At 30.8% G+C, this 20,754-nt stretch carries 21 protein-coding genes and 4 pseudogenes; all 25 read left to right on the top strand.

The window, feature by feature from the left end; genetic code table 11:
• Positions 1-196: 196 nt before the first annotated feature.
• Positions 197-1,145 (top strand): annotated as a pseudogene (locus tag BQ5450_RS09290) (IS3 family transposase); the annotation flags it as partial.
• 398 nt (positions 1,146-1,543) lie between these two features.
• Positions 1,544-2,023: a Csac_0668 family 2Fe-2S cluster-binding (seleno)protein gene (locus BQ5450_RS02450; protein WP_000700631.1), complete on the top strand. Its 480-nt coding sequence runs from the start codon at positions 1,544-1,546 to the stop codon at positions 2,021-2,023.
• A gap of 63 nt (positions 2,024-2,086) precedes the next feature.
• A pseudogene (locus tag BQ5450_RS02445) lies at positions 2,087-2,422 on the top strand (23S rRNA (uracil-5-)-methyltransferase RumA); the annotation flags it as partial.
• Positions 2,423-2,721: 299 nt separating this feature from the next.
• Positions 2,722-2,784 (top strand): annotated as a pseudogene (locus tag BQ5450_RS09500) (conjugal transfer protein); the annotation flags it as partial.
• Positions 2,785-2,920: 136 nt separating this feature from the next.
• Positions 2,921-3,220, top strand: a complete 300-nt coding sequence (locus BQ5450_RS02440; RefSeq protein WP_071125879.1) for a hypothetical protein — start codon at positions 2,921-2,923, stop codon at positions 3,218-3,220.
• A 249-nt stretch (positions 3,221-3,469) separates the two neighbouring features.
• The gene (locus BQ5450_RS02435) at positions 3,470-3,664 is read left to right on the top strand and encodes a helix-turn-helix domain-containing protein (RefSeq protein WP_456107059.1); all 195 of its coding nucleotides are present in this window, start codon (positions 3,470-3,472) and stop codon (positions 3,662-3,664) included.
• Positions 3,665-3,822: 158 nt separating this feature from the next.
• Entirely contained in the window at positions 3,823-4,236 is a 414-nt protein-coding gene (locus BQ5450_RS02430; protein ID WP_071125878.1) for a BlaI/MecI/CopY family transcriptional regulator, read from the top strand.
• Positions 4,217-5,590, top strand: coding sequence for a M56 family metallopeptidase (locus BQ5450_RS02425; RefSeq protein WP_071125877.1), 1,374 nt, complete (start codon positions 4,217-4,219; stop codon positions 5,588-5,590). The genes BQ5450_RS02430 and BQ5450_RS02425 overlap by 20 nt, the downstream gene beginning before the upstream one ends.
• A gap of 153 nt (positions 5,591-5,743) precedes the next feature.
• On the top strand, positions 5,744-6,994 hold the full coding sequence (locus tag BQ5450_RS08870; RefSeq protein ID WP_199820662.1) for an amidase domain-containing protein: 1,251 nt from the start codon (positions 5,744-5,746) through the stop codon (positions 6,992-6,994).
• 24 nt (positions 6,995-7,018) lie between these two features.
• Positions 7,019-7,177 (top strand): annotated as a pseudogene (locus tag BQ5450_RS08955) (helix-turn-helix transcriptional regulator); the annotation flags it as partial.
• Positions 7,178-7,297: 120 nt separating this feature from the next.
• Positions 7,298-8,062 (top strand): hypothetical protein, encoded by a 765-nt coding sequence (locus BQ5450_RS02415; RefSeq protein ID WP_159052465.1) that lies wholly within the window; start codon positions 7,298-7,300, stop codon positions 8,060-8,062.
• A gap of 15 nt (positions 8,063-8,077) precedes the next feature.
• A complete protein-coding gene (locus BQ5450_RS02410) occupies positions 8,078-8,278 on the top strand; it encodes a hypothetical protein (RefSeq protein ID WP_071125874.1) in 201 nt (66 codons plus the stop codon).
• 235 nt (positions 8,279-8,513) lie between these two features.
• Positions 8,514-8,987 carry an IS200/IS605 family transposase gene (gene tnpA, locus BQ5450_RS02405; RefSeq protein ID WP_071125873.1) on the top strand — a complete coding sequence of 158 codons (474 nt, stop codon included), beginning with the start codon at positions 8,514-8,516 and terminating at the stop codon, positions 8,985-8,987.
• Between the two features lie 151 nt (positions 8,988-9,138).
• Complete coding sequence (locus BQ5450_RS02400; RefSeq protein WP_071126574.1) at positions 9,139-9,429, top strand: DUF3847 domain-containing protein; 291 nt, start codon at positions 9,139-9,141, stop codon at positions 9,427-9,429.
• 334 nt (positions 9,430-9,763) lie between these two features.
• Entirely contained in the window at positions 9,764-11,398 is a 1,635-nt protein-coding gene (gene mobQ, locus BQ5450_RS02395; protein ID WP_071125872.1) for a MobQ family relaxase, read from the top strand.
• A gap of 73 nt (positions 11,399-11,471) precedes the next feature.
• Positions 11,472-11,645, top strand: a complete 174-nt coding sequence (locus BQ5450_RS09125) for a hypothetical protein (protein ID WP_199820660.1) — start codon at positions 11,472-11,474, stop codon at positions 11,643-11,645.
• Between the two features lie 183 nt (positions 11,646-11,828).
• Positions 11,829-12,356, top strand: a complete 528-nt coding sequence (locus BQ5450_RS02390) for a PcfB family protein (RefSeq protein ID WP_071125871.1) — start codon at positions 11,829-11,831, stop codon at positions 12,354-12,356.
• Between the two features lie 122 nt (positions 12,357-12,478).
• On the top strand, positions 12,479-13,207 hold the full coding sequence (locus BQ5450_RS02385; RefSeq protein ID WP_071125870.1) for a putative phage replisome organizer: 729 nt from the start codon (positions 12,479-12,481) through the stop codon (positions 13,205-13,207).
• A gap of 696 nt (positions 13,208-13,903) precedes the next feature.
• Positions 13,904-14,065 (top strand): hypothetical protein, encoded by a 162-nt coding sequence (locus BQ5450_RS08950; protein WP_000368174.1) that lies wholly within the window; start codon positions 13,904-13,906, stop codon positions 14,063-14,065.
• A gap of 91 nt (positions 14,066-14,156) precedes the next feature.
• Entirely contained in the window at positions 14,157-15,800 is a 1,644-nt protein-coding gene (locus tag BQ5450_RS02380; protein ID WP_071125869.1) for a recombinase family protein, read from the top strand.
• Positions 15,801-16,144: 344 nt separating this feature from the next.
• Positions 16,145-16,732: a type IV toxin-antitoxin system AbiEi family antitoxin domain-containing protein gene (locus BQ5450_RS02375; RefSeq protein WP_071125868.1), complete on the top strand. Its 588-nt coding sequence runs from the start codon at positions 16,145-16,147 to the stop codon at positions 16,730-16,732.
• A complete protein-coding gene (locus BQ5450_RS02370; RefSeq protein WP_071125867.1) occupies positions 16,729-17,571 on the top strand; it encodes a nucleotidyl transferase AbiEii/AbiGii toxin family protein in 843 nt (280 codons plus the stop codon). Before BQ5450_RS02375 ends, BQ5450_RS02370 begins: the two co-directional genes overlap by 4 nt.
• 175 nt (positions 17,572-17,746) lie before the next feature.
• The gene (locus BQ5450_RS02365) at positions 17,747-17,959 is read left to right on the top strand and encodes a helix-turn-helix domain-containing protein (RefSeq protein WP_070241772.1); all 213 of its coding nucleotides are present in this window, start codon (positions 17,747-17,749) and stop codon (positions 17,957-17,959) included.
• Complete coding sequence (locus tag BQ5450_RS02360; RefSeq protein WP_071125866.1) at positions 17,946-19,010, top strand: SIR2 family protein; 1,065 nt, start codon at positions 17,946-17,948, stop codon at positions 19,008-19,010. Before BQ5450_RS02365 ends, BQ5450_RS02360 begins: the two co-directional genes overlap by 14 nt.
• Before the next feature lie 9 nt (positions 19,011-19,019).
• Entirely contained in the window at positions 19,020-20,735 is a 1,716-nt protein-coding gene (locus BQ5450_RS02355; protein ID WP_071125865.1) for an ATP-binding protein, read from the top strand.
• Positions 20,736-20,754 lie beyond the last annotated feature (19 nt).

Here is a 20,754-nt window from a genome sequence, read left to right as displayed (position 1 = left end):
CCAAAGAGGTTTTTATGAAGTTAAAAATACTGAAAAAGACTTGTTAGAATTGAAAATTTTAGATCATTGTGCAGGGTTTCGTGTCATAATAATGATAGAGGCAAATAGTTATGTAAATATAAAGAGTTCAAGACTTCTACCAAAGTTTAAAACTCAAAAAATAAATAGTTGGTGTGCTGCTTAGAGTAACCATTTTGATAATGTGGATGCGAAACAAAAAGAGATAATCAGACTTCGTAAAAAATTGAAACAGGTTGAAATGGAGAATGATATTTTAAAGCAAGCTGCACTACTGTTAGGCAAAAAATAGACCTCATTATCTCGAACCGAGATAAATATAGCATTAGTGCAATGTGTAGACTACTTGGGGTCACAAGAAGTTTAGTCTATTATCATTTGAACAAAGAAAAAGATGTGAAATTAGATGAAGATGAAAAACTAATAGAAGAAATAAAAGAAATATTCAGAAGAAGAAGAAACAACTATGGAACACGCAAAATAAAAAAAAACTAGGGAAAATTGGATATAAAATATCGAGAAGAAAAATAGGCCGAATAATGAAGAAAAATGGCCTAGTCTCAAACTATACAGTAGCACAATATAAAGTAATAAGATCCAAATGCAACGAAGAAGACATCCCTAACCTTTTAAATAGATAATTTGACAATAGAGACTATTTAGAAGCAATAGTAAGCGACCTAACATATGTAAGAGTAGGAAAAACATGGAATTATATATGTTTAATAATAGACTTAAACAGCCGTGAAATAATAGGATACTCATCAGGTAAAAACAAAGATGCAAATCTAGTAGCAGAAGCATTTTACTCAATAAGGCAGCCACTAAATCGTATAAAAATATTTCACACAGACAGAGGAAGAGAATTTAAAAATATAAAAATAGAAGAAATATTAAAGGTATTTGGGATAAAAAGATCGCTAAGTAAAAAAGGAAGCCCATATGATAACGCAGTAAGCGAAGCAGTCAATAAAGTAATGAAGACAGAATTCATATATCAGGAGAACTTTACTAATTTCCAAGAACTTAATCTAAAATTAGCAGAATACGTATATTGGTATAATAACCTAAGAATTCATGGATCCTTAGGATATAAAACACCAGTAGAATATAGAAAAGCAGAATAAAAAGCTCTGGAAGTTTCATAAATTAAATAAAATATATGAACAGACTGTCAAGGGCAAATTTCAACGAAATTTGGGCGAAGCCTTTACCCTTGATTGTCTGAGAATATATTTTATAATCTAAAGAAACTTTCAAGCTTGATAATGTTCGGTTATAAATTGTCTAAAAAAGGGTTGCCATTCCATGTATTTGGGTTCATTAGAAGAATGCCGAGCAATGGGTAACATGACGCTGATGTGTTTATACACAAAAAAGCTACACGTGCGTTGGCTGACAACAGGGAGCTAAGTAAATTAACACCAGCTAAAATGTTTGACGCTATTAATAAATGACAAGTATATGAAATTGGTTTTACCTAGTTTAAAAAAGAAATTATAATGAAAATATGGAGGCTAAGAATATGAAGATTAATAATGAATGTTGTTGTGGATGCAAAACAGAAAAGCCGGATCAAATTAAAGACAATTGTCCTGTATGTAATAATGAAGGGATTTCCGTTAGTAAAGTAACTGTTGAACATCTAGTGGTAGATGATTATCGTAATGCTGTTAACGGAGATCAATATAAGATTTGCATGAACGAGGACTGCGACGTTGTTTACTATAACTTAGATAATGAAATAAAATTCTTGAAAGACCAAGTTAGAGTTCCTATCTGGTTTAAGAAAGATGCAGATCCTAAGTATGCTTGTTATTGTAGCGAAGTCACAGAAAATCAGGTAATTGAAGCAGTTGTAAAGCATGGCGCGAAATCCGTAAAAGAAGTAAATGCCATCACTGGGGCAATGAAAAATTCTAATTGTAAAGAAAACAATCCGTTGGGAGTTTGTTGTCATAAGATTATTCAGGAAGCTATCGATAAAGGCTTGAAAATGAAATAATTACAGTCGATATGTTCCTACAAACGAGAGCCAATCTTTGATATGTTTCCATCTACGAGCGTGGATATGTTCCCCATAACCATAGGGGTTGAGACGGTAGCACTTTTGTCCAAACTCGATGTCGATAAGCACATAAGTGTTGAAATTGAACTGGATGAGATGGATTTGACAAGTGCGGAGAGCAAAGCAACATATGCTCAAATCAAAGAATATGTTTGGAATAAATTTCAATTAAAAGTTTCAACATTATATATTGCACAGATAAAAAGGAAATGTGGAATAGAATTACGAGAACATTACAACAAGTCTAAAAAGGAGAAACAAATTATTCCACAGTGTACACCTGAAAAAGAAGAAGCCATCATGGATGCCTTGAGACACTTCAAAATGATTGAATAGAAAGGAAGACTGCCTATGACTCTCAGCATTTAAGACATTCATGCTCGGTATAGGAACAGCTATTATTCCTTTCTTGCAAGGTATTAATTAGAAAATAGGCTCAATATAAAGATTGATAGGATCATTTTTATATTTAAAGGAGCGTTGAAATGATTGATAAAAGCAACAAAAAATTTTGGGATAAATTTTCTAAGTAGTATGCCCCTTATATGAAAAAAGATAAAGAAGTTTATGATAAAGTTTGTGAATATCTTAGTCCTCATTTGAATAAAGATATGGAGGTGCTTGAACTTGCTTGTGGAGTAAGACCTTTCTTATCTGATAAATTTGATGTTACAAAATATAAGAATTACAAGTTGTTGTAAGATTATGATAATGAAAACTTGTTTGATGTGGAATAGTATTTAAAGCAAAAAGGGAGGGCGAAGTAGACCCTAAATACAAGGATATTTAGGGTATGATATATATGATATAAATTAAGAAAGAGGAGGAAAAACATTGGTTGATTATTTATTCAATTCATCTGGAGAATGGATCTGTTTCAAAGTTAATAAATTTATTTGGGACAAAAATGGAAAATTGATAGGATGGCTTCCGTGGGGAGATAATGAAGTTGTTTCAATGAAAGGAGATTATTTAGGAACTATTGTAGATAGGGATAGAATTTATTATTTTACAAATCATCCTTATAGAGGCAATCCAGGCTATCCAGGTTATCCGGGTTATCCAGGCTATCCAGGATTTGCTGGATATAAGCCTTTACCATCGGGTGCAAAAGATATAGTTATAAAAAAATAAAAGGATTTGTTTATTTGAAATTGAGAAAGCAGTAAGTCTAATATGATTTGCTGCTTTTTATATCCAACAATTTGAAGGAGGTAAAAATGGTAAGGATATGAAGTTCCGCTTAAAACAATTTATATATAAGACATTTAGCGATTGAAATATATGTTCAGTAGCTTTTTTAATTGAAATTTATAGATTAAGGAGAAGAAATTAATGGATAGAGAAAAAGAGGGATATTATGGCACTTAACTATAAACCATTATGGATACAGTTAGCAAAAAAGGACTAAAGAAAACAGATGTAATAGCTATGGCAGAACTTACAACAAATGTTATGGCACAAATGGGCAAGGATAAACCAATTACATTTAAGAATTTAGAAAGAATATGTAAGGCTTTATCTTGCACCCCTAATGATATTATTAGTTTTGAAGATACATTTGAAAAAGAGATTTAAACTCAACAGAGATATATTAAAAATACAAAAAATATTATTTAAATAGTCAAAAACACTTGACTATTTTTTAAAATTATGATATACTCAAAGTGAAAATAATTAAAGATATAAAAATGAAAAAGCAAATGAAAATGTAATTTATATAGGAGGTAATATAGTTGGAATTTTCAGATGGTGAACTACTGGTAATGGAAGAGCTGTGGAAAGGTGATGTATTAGATGAAAATGGAGAAATCCAAGCTCTTGCCTTATCAAAAATATTGATGGAAAAGTACGATATAAGTAAAACCTCTTGCTACACCTTTTTTGGAAGATTAGTAGAAAAAGGAGCGATAGCTAGGAGATATCCTAAATATACAATTCGAGTCCTTGTATCAAGAGAGGATGCTCTTTTGAATAAGCAAAAAGAAGCCTTTCATAAACTTTTTAAAGGATCACTTCTAAATATGTGTAAGACGTTTTTGCAAAATGAAAAAGTTACAAAAGAAGAAATAGAAGAGATGAAAAAATTAATAGCTAGCTTTGACGAAGAGGACCAAGAGGAAGACAAGGATGGCAATAAGTCTAGTTAGGGTAATTACTCTAGAAAAATCTATAAAAAGTCTTTACTTACTAGTTCTAATTCTCTTAGTTAGACCAATCTTAAATAAAAAAACCTTTAGGTCAGCAAGTACTATTTTGTGGATAGTATTATTAATCTATTTAGTAAGTCCCTATGAACTTATGATAGGAATAGATTGTGACAAGGAAAATGGTATCCTATCATATTTGCTAGGTTTAACAAATCTTTTTAATTCTTGCTTATGCTGGTTAGTAAATAAACTAGGCTATATATTTTTTAAACTAAACCGACTAATAGGTTCGATTTTGATTTTTACTTACCTAGGAATAAAAATTTATAAATTCCATAAAGTTATGAAAGGCTCAGCCCTAACTGAAAACAGCCTGTGCAAGGAAAAAATAAGTGAATTTGGATTGAAAAGAAAAGTAGAGATTTATATAAATAACAATTTAAAAACTCCCCTTACCTTTGGAATTTTAAAACCAAAGATAATCCTACAAGATCATATCTTAGCTGATGAGAAATTACTAGACCATGTTTTGATCCATGAACTGATGCATATAAAGAAATTTCATATCCTACTTAACCACCTGGTAAATATTGTAGCCTGCCTATATTGGTACAATCCAATCTTATGGCTAAGCTTAAAATATATAGACCAAGATATAGAAATAAATTGCGATAAGCTAGTGGTTCAACAATTAGGCGACACAATAAAAAATAGAAAAGAATATTGCATGTCAATGCTAAAGTTATTAGAAATAAAAAGCAATACAAATAATTTTGTTTTAAATTTAAACCCAAATAAAGAAAGGATGCTTATTATGAAAAAATGGAAAAAGACACTTGCAGGTTTGATGGTTTTTATGTTTGCGTTTACATTTTGTTTACCGGTATTTGCCAATGTGACCGACCTAAATCAAGATAGGATTGATACAAAAGGTGAAATAGTCACTAATATTAACTCGGAATTTGGAGATAGGGTTCAAATAATAAGTGATGAAGAGTATCAAAAGTTAGAATTAGGAGAAGTATCAAGTACAGGACTTAGATCAGCAAGTATAGACGAAGAGATAAGCCTCGGTAGATTCGATAATACTAGTTATAAATTCAACATGGACACTTGGTTTGGTCCAGTTCATGATGGATTTACAGTTAGATTAAGAAGTATGTCTTGTTCGGGGGGAGTTGATTATTCAGTAATTATTGAAGAAGATGGGAAAATTATCTATGATGAAAGATTTGCTTCAGACTCAACATTAAAAGTAAAAGCTTATAGAGGTAGTAAATATATAGTTACAATTATTAATCTAACAAATAAAACATTATCAGGAAAGGTAAAGATAAACTCATATGTAAGATAGATAGGAGGTGAAATAATGGATTTAAATCCTATGATATATAGTAATGGCGATTAGTTTAGATGCTATATTATATAATATAGCTAGAAACAAGAGTTGGAAAAATAGATAATATTTGATTTTAATGTCAAATATATTGAGGTCAGACAAAATTATATGAGGAGGTTAGAAATGAAGAGAAGATTTACTCTATTGATAGCCATGGTGATGCTGTTAACAGCAATGGCAACAAATGTATTTGCTTCATCAGCAAATAATAACTCAAAAGTCAGCCCTAAAGAATGGCAAGAATGGTTTAATGGTCTAAGTAAAGAGGAACAATTAAGTGTAAACTATGAGCCAAGTCAAGTTTTAAAAGCACTTAGTGCTAATGAAGTTTCAAAAGTTAATATTGACGACAAATATGAAACCAAAACCTTTTTGACAGAACTACAGAACCTATATCCGACCATGGAAAAAAAGTCTATAAATCAATATATATCATCTTATATTGAGATTTTCAATATGTACAGGGGTATGTATCCAAATCTTTCAAATAAGGCTATCGCAGAAAAAGCAAAAGCGAATATGTTAAATAAGATAGAGTATACGATTGATGATTCAGAGTATGAAGCTAAGGATATTATAATCCGCTCAGCTAAAGAACCTGATGGGTATGAAGCCATTGTCGACTATATAAATAAAAATCTCAAGCCTAATTACTACGCTACTTTGGACACGACAGAAGAAAATATAAATATTCTAAAAAGACATATTAATAGTTTACCAAACGAAGTCAAAGAATCAGCATTGTTATATATTGAGGATATGGAATCAGAAGATAATTTCGACGAAACAATTGCTAAAAAATATTTGAAAACAAATATTTTATATAGAAGCTCTGAAAAAGATGCAGCTTCAAAATGTGTTGCTTATGCAAAAAAGTATTGGAAAGATTATAATCCCAGTTATCCTGATTGGGATGTTGATTGTGCTAATTTCGTTTCTCAATGTCTGTATGCGGGAGAAAAAAAGATGAAAGACGAATATCCTAAAATAGACGATAGTAGAAACTGGTTTTCTTATGGTTCAAAAAAAGAACCAAGCCAAGTATCTTCTACATGGCGTGGGGCAAATATGTTTAAGTGGCACTGGGTCTCAAGATCATATGCTTATAAGGATTTCGATCTGAGTAAAAATGGAGAACTTTCAAGGTTATACAACTATGCACAAGCTGGATACCCTATATCTTTTTTAAACTCTAAAGATAGCGCATATCATACTTTAATAATAACTGGCTTCAACAATAATACAAAAGATGTTGGCGTAAGAAACCATTCAGGTAAAGCCGATAATGAAAAAACAGGTGTAAGATGGCTTAGTGGAGATAATGTTAAAGTAAGAGTATATGTCGTTTATAAATTATAACTAGGGTTTGATGAGTTAAGTGTAACAAGACAATACATTAGTCTTTTGGAACGAGGAGAAGCTCAACCAACGATTCCAGTAGGAATAGAAATTGCAAATAAACTAAATACATGTATTTATACATTATTTGGTTTTGATAAATTTGAGTGTGAGCAGTGTCATGTAGGTACAGGAGGCGATTAAATGGTATATTTAAATCCTCAGAGGTATAAGAACGGAGACTGAGCATGTTTAGTTTGGTAAAATTTGCGAATATATTGTGAAAATAGGAGGTTTATAATGAAAAATATATTAAAGAAATTTGTGTCGTCATTATTAGCATTTACAGTTGTATTCTCATTATGTGGAGTTGCTAATGTATTTGCTTCTGAGAATAATATAGATGACAAATTTAACCCATATAGTTTCCCATCTAACATAGAGCTTGAAAGCAGAAGTGCAAACAGTGGTGATATTGATGAATTATTGATTGTTGAAGCTTCATCAAGCGAAAAAGCTCAAGCAAGAGTGGATAATGATTTTGGTGATAGAGCATCATCGTCTGCTGTTGCAATTATGAGAATATTTGCGATTAATGATGGAGGAAGTTCATCATTTAATACATCTGGACATGCTTTTTTAAGTATAAAGAATATTTCGAGTTCGACAATTACTGTTGGAGGATTATCAGTTGGTTCTGGTAAGACTGTTACTGTAGGAACTTGGGGAAATAAAAAAGAACATACAGGGTTATGGTATAATCTTGAGGGATATTTCCAAAATAGGGCCAATGAATACGCTAATGCTGTATCATTAAGGGTAGATTTATCTTCTAACTTGTTGAGTACAGTTTCAAAAAACATAAAGAATAATGACTCATGGACTGCGTTATCAAATTGTTCAACGTTTGCAACAAAAGTTTGGAATTCAGTTTGTTCTACAACAGTTAGTGCAGGTGTTCCAAATACTCCAACAGCTACAGTTCAAAGTATAAAATCTTATAGTAATTTGTATTCTACTGGGGTAGGCATTCCATATTTTGGAACTGTATATTATGGAAATCCTCCTGTAGCAAGTTCAGAATATTAAGCAGGAGAATATTATATGACATTAAAAGTTGTAGCAAAAGTTTTAGGTTCTTTAATTCCTGCTATTATCGGGACATATTTGTTAATTAAAGATTATATAGCAGCAGAAAATCATCCTGAATGGAGTGTTTCGCCAATGGTAATGTGGATGAAATTTGGCGTAGGTTTGATTGTTAGCATCATCTTGCTCTTTGTTGTTTTTAGACAAAAGAATTAAACAGTTATTGTGTTTTAAAATAATACAAACAGAAAAAATAAAGTTAAAAGCTATATTATAGCGTAGCGACTAAGATTGCACTCTTAGTCGCTTTTTATTGTACGCTTTAGCATGAATAAACCACCAGCTATGCTGGTGGTAGGAATACTAGCTTTAGCTTCAAGCAAAAAACCTCCCCGTGATAAACTATATATGTTACTGGCAGTAGCATAAATAGAAAAGGGAGGTATCCTGAATGGATAAGAACAGTCTATCACATACAGCTTGGAATTGTAAATATCATATAGTGTTTGCTCCAAAGTACAGGAGACAAGTAATATATGGAAGATTAAAACAAGATATAGGAAAAATATTAAGGGATCTATGTGATAGAAAAGGAATAAATATAATAGAAGCAGAATGTTGTCCAGACCATATTCATATGTTGCTGGAGATTCCACCAAAATATAGCATATCTCAAATAATGGGTTATTTGAAAGGAAAAAGTAGTCTGATAATATTTGATAGGCATGCGAATTTAAAATACAAATATGGGAATAGACACTTTTGGTGTAGAGGATATTATGTAGACACAGCAGGAAAAAATGCAAAAAAGATACAAGAATATATAAAAAATCAATTAAAAGAAGATTACATGGCAGATCAAATAAGTATTAAAGAATTTGTAGACCCGTTTACGGGTGAGCAAGTGAACAAAAGCAAAAAATAAGGTGCTTTAGCACCAGCTGTGAAAATTGGTGCACGAGAAAGAAACTTCAAAGCATGGAATGCTGCCGGTAACAGCCCCTTATAGGGGCAAAACAAACCACCGGCTTAGCCGGTGGTTATGATTGGATATTTAAATGAAAGGAAACGAGAAAATGAGAAAATTAGAACAAATAAGAGAAGAGTCAAAAGAAATAAAAGATAAAATAAACGATACAGAAGAAAGATTAAGGCAACTAAAAAATCAAGAAAAGAAGATATTAAAACAAGACATAGTAAAAAGAAGAAAAGAAAGAACTCATAGGCTCATAACAAGAGGAGCAATTTTAGAAAGCTTTATAGAAAATGCAGAAGAACTAACAGATGAAGAAATAAAAATCCTACTAGAAGAAGTAACAAAGACAAAAGAATTTAAAGAAACACTAAAAATAATGAGAGAAAATTAAGAAAAATAAAATAACCAAATCTCCCTTAGATTTTCTAAGGGCGCAATTATACACCCTAAAGGGTGCTTGCGTGCCTTTAGAGCCAAACCCTTGCAGGGAGCAACAACCATTCGCTTTTTAAAAGTCAAGGGTAAATAAACTCGCTAAGGCTCGCCCTTGACTTTTAAAATTTGAAATGAACAAAACAATTAAGCCGACATACTGAAACAACAAAAATTAATTCAGTAGTCGGCTTTTTCTATTCTATCATTTCAAAACGCTCATTCACAAAGTGGATATAGAAAATCTTTTAAGCCTCCACCTAAAACAACAAAAAAGAAAGGAAGTGATAAAAATGGCAGACAGTTTTCATTTTTCAGTAAACATAATATCAAGAGGAAAAGGTAAAAGTGCAGTAGCAAGTGCAGCATATATAAGTGGAGAAAAAATAAAAAATGAATGGGACGGAGTAACCCATGACTACACCAAAAAACAAGGAGTAATAAGCAAAGAAATATTTTTGCCAGATCACGCACCAGAAGAATATAAAGACCGAAAAACCTTGTGGAACTCGGTAGAACTTTTTGAGAAAAACTCTAATGCCCAACTTGCAAGAAACTTTATCATATCTTTACCAAAAGAGTTAAGCATAGAAGAAAATAAAAAGATGATAGAAGAATATGTTCAAAGCAATTTTGTAAAAGAGGGAATGATAGTAGACCTAGCAATCCATGATGAAAGTAGAGAGGGAAATCAAAACATTCATGCTCATATAATGACCATAGTAAGACCAATAAATGAAGATGGAACATGGGGGCAAAAAAGTAAAAAAGAATATATCCTAGATGAAAAAGGAGAAAAGATTTTAAACAAAAATGGAAAACCTAAGACAAGAAAAGTAGAACTAACAACCTGGAACGATAAAGGCAATGTAGAAAAATGGAGAGAAAACTTTTCTAATCTTTGCAATGAATATCTAGCAAACAACAAAATAGAAAAAAGAGTAGACCATAGGAGTTTTAAAAGACAAGGCATAAAACAAATACCGACAATACATCTAGGAGCAAGTGCTAGTGCAATGGAAAGAAAAGGAATAAGAACAGAAAAAGGAGATATAAATCGTGAAATTAAAAAACAAAATAAACTATTAAAAAATATAGGCAATGAAATAAAGAAAATATCATCATGGTTAGCAGGCTTCAAAGATAAGCTAAAAGAATCATATAGGGAATATAAAGACCAAAGTAAAAAGCAAATCGAAAATGAATCAGGACTCTTTAACCTCTACGAATATTTAAGCTTCTATCAAGAAATGCAAGAAAATAATAGAGCTGAATTATCATTTTATGGCAAAAGAAACAAAGCAATCTATGATCTAAAAAGATATGCAAGTGGAATAAATTATCTAAGAGAAAACAAAATAAAAACCATATCAGACTTACAAGGGCATATAAACACCCTAAGAAGTAAAAACTCTGAAATATATAAGACCATAAAAGAAAACAGTCAAAAGATAGAAGACCTTAATAAGTGTTTAGCCTATGCAAAGACTGTAAGAAAAACAAAAGCAACCTACCAAGAATATGAAAGCAAGAAAATATTCAAAGAAAGCTTCTACAAGAATAACCAAAAGGAAATAGACCAACATATAAGGGCAAGAAGCTTAATTGAAAAAATCAGTGGAAAGAAAAACTTAAGAGAAAAAGAATGGTTAGGAGAAATTAAAAACTTAGAAGATGAAATCAGTAAATTAAATACAGAGTCAGAAAAGATAAGGGAAAGATACAAGGAAATAAATCATATTAAATATTCAGTAGAAGTAGTCAATGAAGAATATGGTATCGACCTATCAATAGAAATTGACAAGGCGATTAAGAGAGGAGAGAAAGAAAGTATCATAGAAAAGATTAAAGAGTATAAGCAAGACAGTGATAAATTTAATGAAAAAAGACAAATGACTAAAGACTATTACAAAAATCAAGAAAGATAAGACCTGGTAAAAATATCTTATCCAAGCTATAATATGACCAAGAAAATAAAGGCAGATCTAGGAGGTAATAGAGATGAATAAAAGGCAAGAGCTAATAGACGAACTCATAAAAGCAGATCAAGATGGAACATATAAAACATATATAAGCACAGAAGAAATAAAATCAATGAACAATGAAGAAATACAGATTATATATTCCAACATGAGAAACTATCTATCAGACAAAAGAACACACATAAACTACTAAAGGTGGAAAAGCAAAATAAGAGCAGAAAAACAAGAAAAGGTACAAATACCTAAGTAAGCTATAAAAACATCAAAATAAAGCATTCCACCACCAAGAACAATAAAATAAAAACAAGCAAAGGGAAGTATAGAAAAATTAAAGCCTATACTTCCCTTTTTTTAATTCAAACAAAGGAGATAAAACATGATAAACGAAGAAATAAGCAAAGAAGCAGGTCAAGCAGCACAAACCATAATAACATACACAATAAAGGCAGCAAAAGAATCAATCAACTTAGACAAAGAAATAAGAAAAAAGATGAATGATACTTTAGAAAAAGCAAACGGAAACCTCAAAAGTCTTATGGGCGATGAAATAAAAATAAAAGACCTCTACAAAAAAGGACAACTAGAAAATATAAGCATAGATCAAAGCGACCTCAAAGACTTAAAAAAAGAACTAAACAAACTTGGAGTAAGTTTCTCAGTAATGAAAAACAAAGAAACACAAAACTATGAAGTATTTTTCCAAGCCAAAGACATAAAAGTAATGGAATATGCCTTTAAACAAGTCATAGCCAAAGAAAATAAAAAAGAAAAAGAAAGTATCCTAAAACAAATAAAGAAATACAAAGACCTATCCAATAAAAAGGATAAGACAAAAGAAAAAGTCAAAAGAAAAGTAAAAGAAAAAGTAAAACCAAGTAAAAAAGATGTGACCAGAGAAATCTAAGGGAGTAACGAAAAGTTACACCCTTAGATACAAAAAACAAGAATTCCGAAAACCAGAAGTCCAGAATTCCGAAAATCGGAAATCAAGAATTTCGATTATCGAAAATCAAGAAAGGAGCAGATATGGCAACAAACAAAAGATATTATTGGATAAAATTAAAAGAAGAATTTTTCACAGACAAAAGGATAAAAAGATTAAGGAGAATATCGGGAGGAGATACCTACACGATAATCTACCTCAAACTTCTACTACTAAGTCTAAAAGATGAGGGTAAACTCTATTATGACGGAGTAGAAAGTGATTTTATAAAAGAGTTAGCACTAACAATAGATGAAACAGACGATGATGTAATGGTTACAGTTAATTATTTAATAAATCAAGGATTATTAGAAGTTGTAACAGAAAATGATGAATACTATTTAACTGAAATACCAAACTTAATCGGATCAGAAACAGCCTGGGCAGAGAAAAAAAGAAGATATAGACAAAATAAACAGAGGACATTGTCCTTAATGAGTCCAACCCATGTCCGACAAGAGATAGAGATAGAGAAAGATATAGAGATAGATAAAGAGAGAGAGGGAGAGATAGATAAAAAGTCCACCCCCATCTTTTATGGAGAATTCAAAAATGTAAGGTTAAGCGAAGAAGAATATAAGAACCTTAAAGAAAAATTAAACTCACACACAGAAATAATGATAAATAAACTATCAAGATACATGAAAAGTAGTGGCAAGACCTATCAAAACCACTATGTGACAATCTTAAAATGGTATGAAGAAGATAAAGAAAAACTAACACAGAAAGGTTTAAATAAAAAAATGAACTATGATGTAGGCGAATCTTTATAGATAAAAAGAGGTGGAAAGGCATTATTAAAGACTTTAAGTCTAAAAAGGTATAAAAGTATGCCAGAGAAAATAAAAATGTAAATATGATACCTAAAAGGCGATTAGAAAATTAAAGAAATGCTAGAAGACTTTTAGATGATTGTTACCAAGAGGGTCTAATTTTCATTGTTACTTATGCAGTGGGAATTGGACCTTTTTATATAAGAAAATCCTATTTCAAAATTGGTTACCAAGAAAGACTTCTTTTCACTGTTAAGTATAAGAGAGTAATTTATAGAATTTTGTTTCATCAAGATAAATATTTTCTGATGGTCAAATTTAAAAAAGATTAATAACTCTCGATAAATTTTGAACCTTAACAATTGAATAGACCAAGACAAGACGTTAATTATTTTTGGAGCGTAATAACCTAGCCGCAAAGATCTTTCTGCTGAATTATTCGGTAAAACAAGTACTGCTAAGCTAAAAGCAAGGGAAGAAGAAAGGGAGCGATAAGTAAGAGTTTGAATATAGGGAGGGATACCCTATCCGCTATGAAGAAAATGAGGATAATGATACTTCTAAGGTTGAAGCCGGCTCATCCGGAATAGAGGCGGAGGTGAGATTCCTATGTTGCTAATCCAAAGCACTTGTCAATGTCGTAAAGCTTAATTAAACAAATAATTATTAGATATAAAACTTTAGAGGAGGTATATATTGGACAATGACTGGAATGGATTGGCTGATTTAATAGCAAATCTGATTGCAAAATATGCTGGTGCTTTAGATTTAGATAATCTGCCCGATCCAACGCCAGCAAAAAATCAAGAGATGAAAAATAGTTTTGACATGGCAAAAACACAAATTGAGACGGACTAATAAAAGTGTTATAATATACTTGAAATGATAGTCCAAACTTAAATTCAAAAAATTATATATGATATAGAAAAATTATATTGAGGTTAATGCTATGTCAAAAGAAAAAATAAAAGTATACCTCTATACACGAGTATCTACGTCAATACAGATAGAGGGGTATTCGTTAGAGGCACAAAAATCACGAATGAAAGCTTTTGCTATTTACAACGATTATGAAATTGTTGGAGAGTATGAAGATGCCGGAAAGTCTGGCAAGTCTATTGAAGGTAGAATACAGTTCAATCGAATGATGGAAGATATAAAATCTGGAAAAGATGGAGTGTCTTTTGTTCTTGTGTTTAAGTTATCAAGATTTGCAAGAAATGCCGCTGATGTTCTTTCTACACTTCAGATAATGCAGGATTATGGAGTTAATCTTATCTGCGTTGAAGATGGCATTGATTCATCTAAAGATGCTGGGAAACTAATGATTTCTGTTTTATCAGCTGTGGCTGAAATAGAAAGAGAAAACATCCGTATTCAAACAATGGAAGGTCGCATTCAAAAAGCAAGGGAAGGAAAATGGAATGGTGGATTTGCTCCGTATGGATATAAACTTGAAGATGGCAAGCTGTTTATAAATGAGGAAGAGGCAGTTGCCATAAGAACGATTTTCGACCAGTATGTAAATACTACGATAGGAGCCAATGGGCTATCTAAATACTTAGAGAATCATGGAATTAGAAAAATCCCAAGACAGAACGGAAAGAATCCTTTGTTTGATGCAGGTCTTATAAGAAAGATATTAAAGAATCCTGTATATAATGGGAAAATAGCATTTGGAAGAAGAACTTTAGAAAAAGTTCATGGTACAAGAAATGAATATAAGCAGGTTGAACAAGATGAATATCTAATATCTGAAGGTATACATGAAGCTATAGTTTCCGATGAAGTTTGGCAAGCTGCTCAGGTTAAGCTAAAATCTCAAGCAAAGAAATATGAGCATGTGAATAAAGGAAAAGATACACGCACACACTTGCTTTCTGGAATTGTAAAATGCCCGATATGTGGAGTGGGAATGTTTGGGAACAAGAGTATCAAGAAAAAGAAAGATGGCACAAAGTATAAAGATTATTATTACTATGGTTGTAAACATAGGCAGATGATAAGAGGTCATAAGTGTACATTCCGTAAGCAAATTAGAGAAGAATTGTTAGATGATGCTGTTGCAGAGGTGATTGTCAAGATAGTAAGTAATCCGAAATTTGCTTCTATGATGCAAGAAAAAATCAACATGAAGGTGGATACCTCTGAAATAGAAAAAGAAATAGATAATTTCCAAAAGGAATTGAGGAAGAGTCATTCTACAAAGTTTAAGATAATTGAGGAAATAGATAATTTAGATGTTGATGATAAGCATTATAAGAGAAGGAAACAGGATTTAGATGATAGACTATATCGTATGTATGATAAAATAGATGAATTAGAATCATCACTAATTGATGCGAAAGCAAAGAAACAAACCATTGAAGCTGAAAAGCTTACAGGAGATAACATATATAAGGTTCTGATCTATTTTGATAAACTCTATAAAGTCATGAATGATGTAGAGCGTAGGCAGTTAATTACAGCTTTGATTTCTGAAATTCAAGTTTATGAAGAAAAACAACCTAATGGACAATGGCTAAAATCAATTACTTTCAAGCTTCCAATTATAGAAGAAAATCTCAACATAGGTTTGGACAATGATGAATAAGATGAGACTATAGCGTTGATACAAAAGATGTAAATCTAGAAATCCTGCATTTCAAGCAGTTTTATAAGCATTTTGTCTTCGATAAAGATGAAGAAGGATACGTCAAAAAGACTCAAAAAAACTACATGGATGTGAGTGTAGTCTTGAGACTAGTATGAGGAAACACAAAAAATATAATTAACTCATTTTGTACTTTCTACAAGAGTAGCGTAAAAGGCTGCTCTTTTTTATTAAAGGGTGTAAGAATTCGTTACATCCTTTTTAAAAATGGAAAACTTATAAGCCAACTTTACATATTCGCTTTTACAATATATAATAAAAGCGAAGACGAGAGGAGGCGGACTATGAATACACTTAAAGAATATATACAAGAAAATTTAGTAATTACTAACAAAGAAGCAGAAGAGCTTGGATATACTAGGCATAATCTATCAGAATTAACAAAGAGCGGACAATTAGAAAGATTAAGACCGGGGCTATATCAATTAAAAGGAAAAGTAATAGACGATTTTGTTTTAATATCATCTAATAGTATTCGAATTATATTTTCCCATCAAACAGCCCTATACCTACACGACATATCAGACAGAACTCCAAATGTATTTCATATATCTGTACCCCAAGGCTATAATGCAAGTCATATCAAAAATAGATATAAAGACCTCCAAGTTCACTATGTAAAAAAAGACTTGTACGAGATTGGCAAGACACAAATAAAATCGCCCCAAGGCAATTTTATCCCAGTTTATGATATCGAAAGAACAATTTGCGACATCATAATCGACAGAGAAAAAATAGATAAGCAAATTTTTACAGATGCCATAAAAAGATACTTTAAATCACCAAATAAAAATCTAAGACGACTCATAAAATACAGTAGACTATTTAAAATAGAAGATGAAATTAGAAAATACATGGAGGTATTATCATGATTAATATCGAGAGTATAAAGGGCAAGATAAGAAGTCTGGCAGAGAAGAAAAATCTGAAATCCCAAGAAGTTCTGCAAATTTATTTTTTCGAAAGATTTTTAGAAAGGCTATCTAAATCAAAGTACAAAAATAATTTTGTAATTAAGGGAGGATTTCTTATATCATCTTTAATTGGGATTGAAAATAGAACAACTATGGACATGGACACAACCATAAAAGGCATACCCCTAAAAGAAGAGAAAATAAAAGACATTGTAGAAGAAATTATAAATATCAATCTAGAAGATGGAATAAAATTTGAAATAAAGGACATCAGTTATATAAGAGATGAAGACGAGTACGAGAATTTTAGAATATCACTAATGGCAAATGTTGGTAAAACTAAAAATCCAATGAAACTAGACCTAACAACAGGAGATGCAATAACACCAAGGGAAATAGAATATGCTTATCCCTGTATCTTTAGCAAAGAAGCTATAAAAATAATGGCATATCCATTAGAAACAATTTTAGCTGAAAAATATGAAACCATAATCAGAAGAAATATAACAACAACACGAATGAGAGACTTCTACGACCTATATACCCTCTATAAATTAAAAAAAGATGAGATAAACTATAAAATTTTAAAAGAAGCAATAGAGAGAACCTCAAACAAAAGAGGAAGTCAGGAGATAATAAAAGACTATGAGGAAATAATCAAGGACATAAAAGATGATTCATATCTAAGATTCTTGTGGGAAGTATACCTTAATGAAAATAAGTACATTGGAGGTTTGATATTTGATAAGGTTGTTGGTGTGGTTACAATTTTATCAAATAGAATTTATGAGATGTAATTTAACATACATTGTCTGGTAAATCATAGACAATAAAATATTAAGTAAAAGAGAAGTGGAATTATTCTACTTCTTTTTTATAATTCAAATATTACTTTGAAAGAGACTATTTTCAGTCTTTAAAAAACATTTAATGGTATAATATAATAAATATAATTTTTCTACAGAGGGTATAGTGAGAACTTTTAGTTATAAAAGATTATTTAAAAAACTCATTGATTTAGATATGACAAATAATGAATTGATGGAAAAGGCAAAAATAAGTAAAAGCACATTTTACAAAATGAAGAATGGGCAGAATATAACGACGGATGTTTTACTTAGAATTTGCAATACTTTGGATTGTGGTATTGAAGAAATTATGGAGTGTAGTGATGAATATAGATAGTGAAGAATTTGAACCAATATTTATGGATATTAAGGAACGATACCTATCAGGTGTAAATTTCCCCAAATTAATAGTTGGAACAGGGCTTTCTATTGCAATGAATATTCCGGGAATGTCAAAATTGGCTGAAAAATTGGAGGAATCGTTTGAAAGTATCGGTGATTTAGAGTTACAGAAGCAGTGGAACAAATATAAGGGGAAGATCAAAGATGAAGGATTAGAAGCAGCCTTATTAGATGTTACAATAAGTGAAGAATCGTTTGTGGAAATAATTCGAGAGATAACGAGTGAATTTATTTTAGATGAAGAATATAATCAGCATAGTGATATATTAAATGAAATTTCCGGATTTGAAAAATTATTAAAGTACTTATTGGGAACTGTAAGTGTAAATAATCAAGTAATCGATATAATGACTCCTAATTATGACAGAATTATAGAACTAATTTGTGATAAATTAAAACTATCAACTACATTAGGATTTTCGGGGAATATGTATCAAACTTTTAATGAAAATATACTAAAGCAACCTTATGATTTTTTTTCTAAAAGCGTTCCTTTAGTAAGATTATTTAAGCCACATGGATCAGTTAATTGGATAAAAAAGAATGAGAGAGAATATCAGATTAATGATTATAAGTTACTAAAAGATAACAAGTGCTATATAGATATTATTACACCAGGCAGTATGAAATATAAGTTAGGAATGATTAACGGTATTTTTAGATGTCATAGGGAAATTTTTAATGAATTGATAACAGACTCTAAAAAGAATTTTTCTATATTTATTTATGGATATGGATTCAATGACCAGCATTTTAATACAGTATTCGAGGATACTCAAAAGGATGTGATTGTCTTGACAAGGACTATTAAAAAATCATTTTTAGATAGAGCAATGAAAAACGAAAACTGGACTTTATTTTATAAATATGAAGATAAAGAAGAAAATACAGAAGAAGGAAATTATATGGTATATAAAGGTAAAAAATATAATATAAATAAGGAATTATGGGATATAAATGTATTTTCGGAAACATTTTTAGGATAGGAGAAAATTATGGAAGATATTCAAAATTATTTAAATCAAGAAGTTGGAGTTGTTCAAAATGTTGATACCAAGAAAGTATCTGTATCAGTAGAAAAGGAAGAAATTTTAAATAGGCTAAAAATAAATGATATAGTTGTTTTATCTGGAAATAATGCAGATGAAAAACTAATTGGAATAGTAACTAGGGTGAGCAAAAAGAGAATTGATATTGATGACGAAGAAACTGAAGAACAAGAGTATTCATATAACTTTTGCAATATAACTTTAGTAGGTACATTTTATAAAAAATTGTCTTCAACTAAACAAAATATTTTCAAAAGAGCAGTGAACACTTATCCTGAAATCAATAGCAAAGTTTATTTGGCAGATGGTAAAGCTCTATCTATTATTATGAACTCTCTTGAAAATGAGATATCTTCAGAAAAAAGATTAATTATTGGCAAATATGCAAGTAATAAAACTGTTGAAGCTATTTTGGATGGAAATAGATTTTTTCAAAGACATGCAACAATAGTAGGAAGTACTGGAAGTGGAAAATCTTTTACTGTAGCAAATATTCTTGAAAAAGCAAATGAGTTGGAGCACGCTAATTTAATTGTTTTTGATTTGCACGGTGAATACAATGAATTAAGTTATGCTGAACAGATAAAAATTTGTGACTCTGAGGATGGGTTACATATTCCTCTGTGGTTTTTCAATTATGAGGAAATTCATTCATTGTTTATTGAATCTTCTGAAGGGACATCTACAAATCAAAGGGCAGCAGTAATTAAATATATTTTAGAGCATAAGAAAAGGTATCTTGAAGAAAATATGACTGAATTTTCATCCGAAATAATTACAGCAGATACGCCGATTCCTTTTTCAGCAAAAGAGTTAAAAGCATATTTAGAGGATGAAAATATAAAGGAAGAAACAACAGGTGAAGTATATAAAACCGGAGATAAAAAAGGACAAGCAAAGACGAAACAAGGTCAATACTATGGGAAATTAACAAACCTTATTACGAGACTTCAGACAAAAATAGATGATAAAAAATATGGGTTTGTATTTAATGAAGATAATACTGTAAGAGCTGACTATCTGAAAGAATTTGTTGATAAAATAATGGGACTAGATAAAAAGATAAAAGTAATAGATTTATCAGAAGTCCCATCAGATATGTTACATATAATAATAGGGATTGTTACAAGACTGGTATATGAAGTCCAATTTTGGATGTCGCCTAAAACAGATGAGACTAGGCATCCTATAGCCTTTATTTGCGACGAAGCACACTTATATATGCCGAGAGATACAACGAAATTGAAAGCGGTTGAGAATAAATCGCTGGAGATATTTGAAAAAATATCTAAAGAGGGGAGAAAATATGGTGTTTCATTGGTGATTGTTTCTCAAAGACCTGCAGAATTAAATTCTACTATAATATCTCAATGCAATAATATTATAAGTTTGAAAATTACGAATGATAGAGATAAATCGGCAGTAGCAACTATGTTAACTGATTCATTGGTAGGTTTGGTTGAAACATTACCTAATCTTGATGTTGGAGAATGTATTGTTATTGGAGATTCAATTAAATTACCTACTAAAATTATTTTAGACAAACCTAAGGAAGAGCCCAAAAGTTCAACTATTGATTTTTGGGACAGATGGATAGATGGAAAAGGTACAGTTTTCAATATTGATGAAGCAATTAAATGTATGATTAAACAGACAAGGTAGGGGGAGAAGAGAATATAGG

It is taken from the genome of Peptoniphilus lacydonensis, assembly GCF_900106515.1.
Taxonomy (GTDB): Bacteria; Bacillota; Clostridia; order Tissierellales; family Peptoniphilaceae; genus Peptoniphilus_A; species Peptoniphilus_A lacydonensis.
This window is presented reverse-complemented; position numbering and strand designations above follow the sequence as displayed.

What these genes read in the sequence shown, in the direction of transcription:
- BQ5450_RS02450 (WP_000700631.1), top strand. Translation starts at nt 1,544, where the DNA reads ATGAAGATTAATAATGAATGTTGTTGTGGATGCAAAACAGAAAAGCCG.
- BQ5450_RS02435 (WP_456107059.1), top strand. Translation starts at nt 3,470, where the DNA reads ATGGATACAGTTAGCAAAAAAGGACTAAAGAAAACAGATGTAATAGCT.
- BQ5450_RS02425 (WP_071125877.1), top strand. Translation starts at nt 4,217, where the DNA reads ATGGCAATAAGTCTAGTTAGGGTAATTACTCTAGAAAAATCTATAAAA.
- BQ5450_RS08870 (WP_199820662.1), top strand. Translation starts at nt 5,744, where the DNA reads ATGAGGAGGTTAGAAATGAAGAGAAGATTTACTCTATTGATAGCCATG.
- BQ5450_RS02410 (WP_071125874.1), top strand. Translation starts at nt 8,078, where the DNA reads ATGACATTAAAAGTTGTAGCAAAAGTTTTAGGTTCTTTAATTCCTGCT.
- tnpA (WP_071125873.1), top strand. Translation starts at nt 8,514, where the DNA reads ATGGATAAGAACAGTCTATCACATACAGCTTGGAATTGTAAATATCAT.
- BQ5450_RS02400 (WP_071126574.1), top strand. Translation starts at nt 9,139, where the DNA reads ATGAGAAAATTAGAACAAATAAGAGAAGAGTCAAAAGAAATAAAAGAT.
- mobQ (WP_071125872.1), top strand. Translation starts at nt 9,764, where the DNA reads ATGGCAGACAGTTTTCATTTTTCAGTAAACATAATATCAAGAGGAAAA.
- BQ5450_RS09125 (WP_199820660.1), top strand. Translation starts at nt 11,472, where the DNA reads ATGAATAAAAGGCAAGAGCTAATAGACGAACTCATAAAAGCAGATCAA.
- BQ5450_RS02390 (WP_071125871.1), top strand. Translation starts at nt 11,829, where the DNA reads ATGATAAACGAAGAAATAAGCAAAGAAGCAGGTCAAGCAGCACAAACC.
- BQ5450_RS02385 (WP_071125870.1), top strand. Translation starts at nt 12,479, where the DNA reads ATGGCAACAAACAAAAGATATTATTGGATAAAATTAAAAGAAGAATTT.
- BQ5450_RS02380 (WP_071125869.1), top strand. Translation starts at nt 14,157, where the DNA reads ATGTCAAAAGAAAAAATAAAAGTATACCTCTATACACGAGTATCTACG.
- BQ5450_RS02375 (WP_071125868.1), top strand. Translation starts at nt 16,145, where the DNA reads ATGAATACACTTAAAGAATATATACAAGAAAATTTAGTAATTACTAAC.
- BQ5450_RS02370 (WP_071125867.1), top strand. Translation starts at nt 16,729, where the DNA reads ATGATTAATATCGAGAGTATAAAGGGCAAGATAAGAAGTCTGGCAGAG.
- BQ5450_RS02360 (WP_071125866.1), top strand. Translation starts at nt 17,946, where the DNA reads ATGAATATAGATAGTGAAGAATTTGAACCAATATTTATGGATATTAAG.
- BQ5450_RS02355 (WP_071125865.1), top strand. Translation starts at nt 19,020, where the DNA reads ATGGAAGATATTCAAAATTATTTAAATCAAGAAGTTGGAGTTGTTCAA.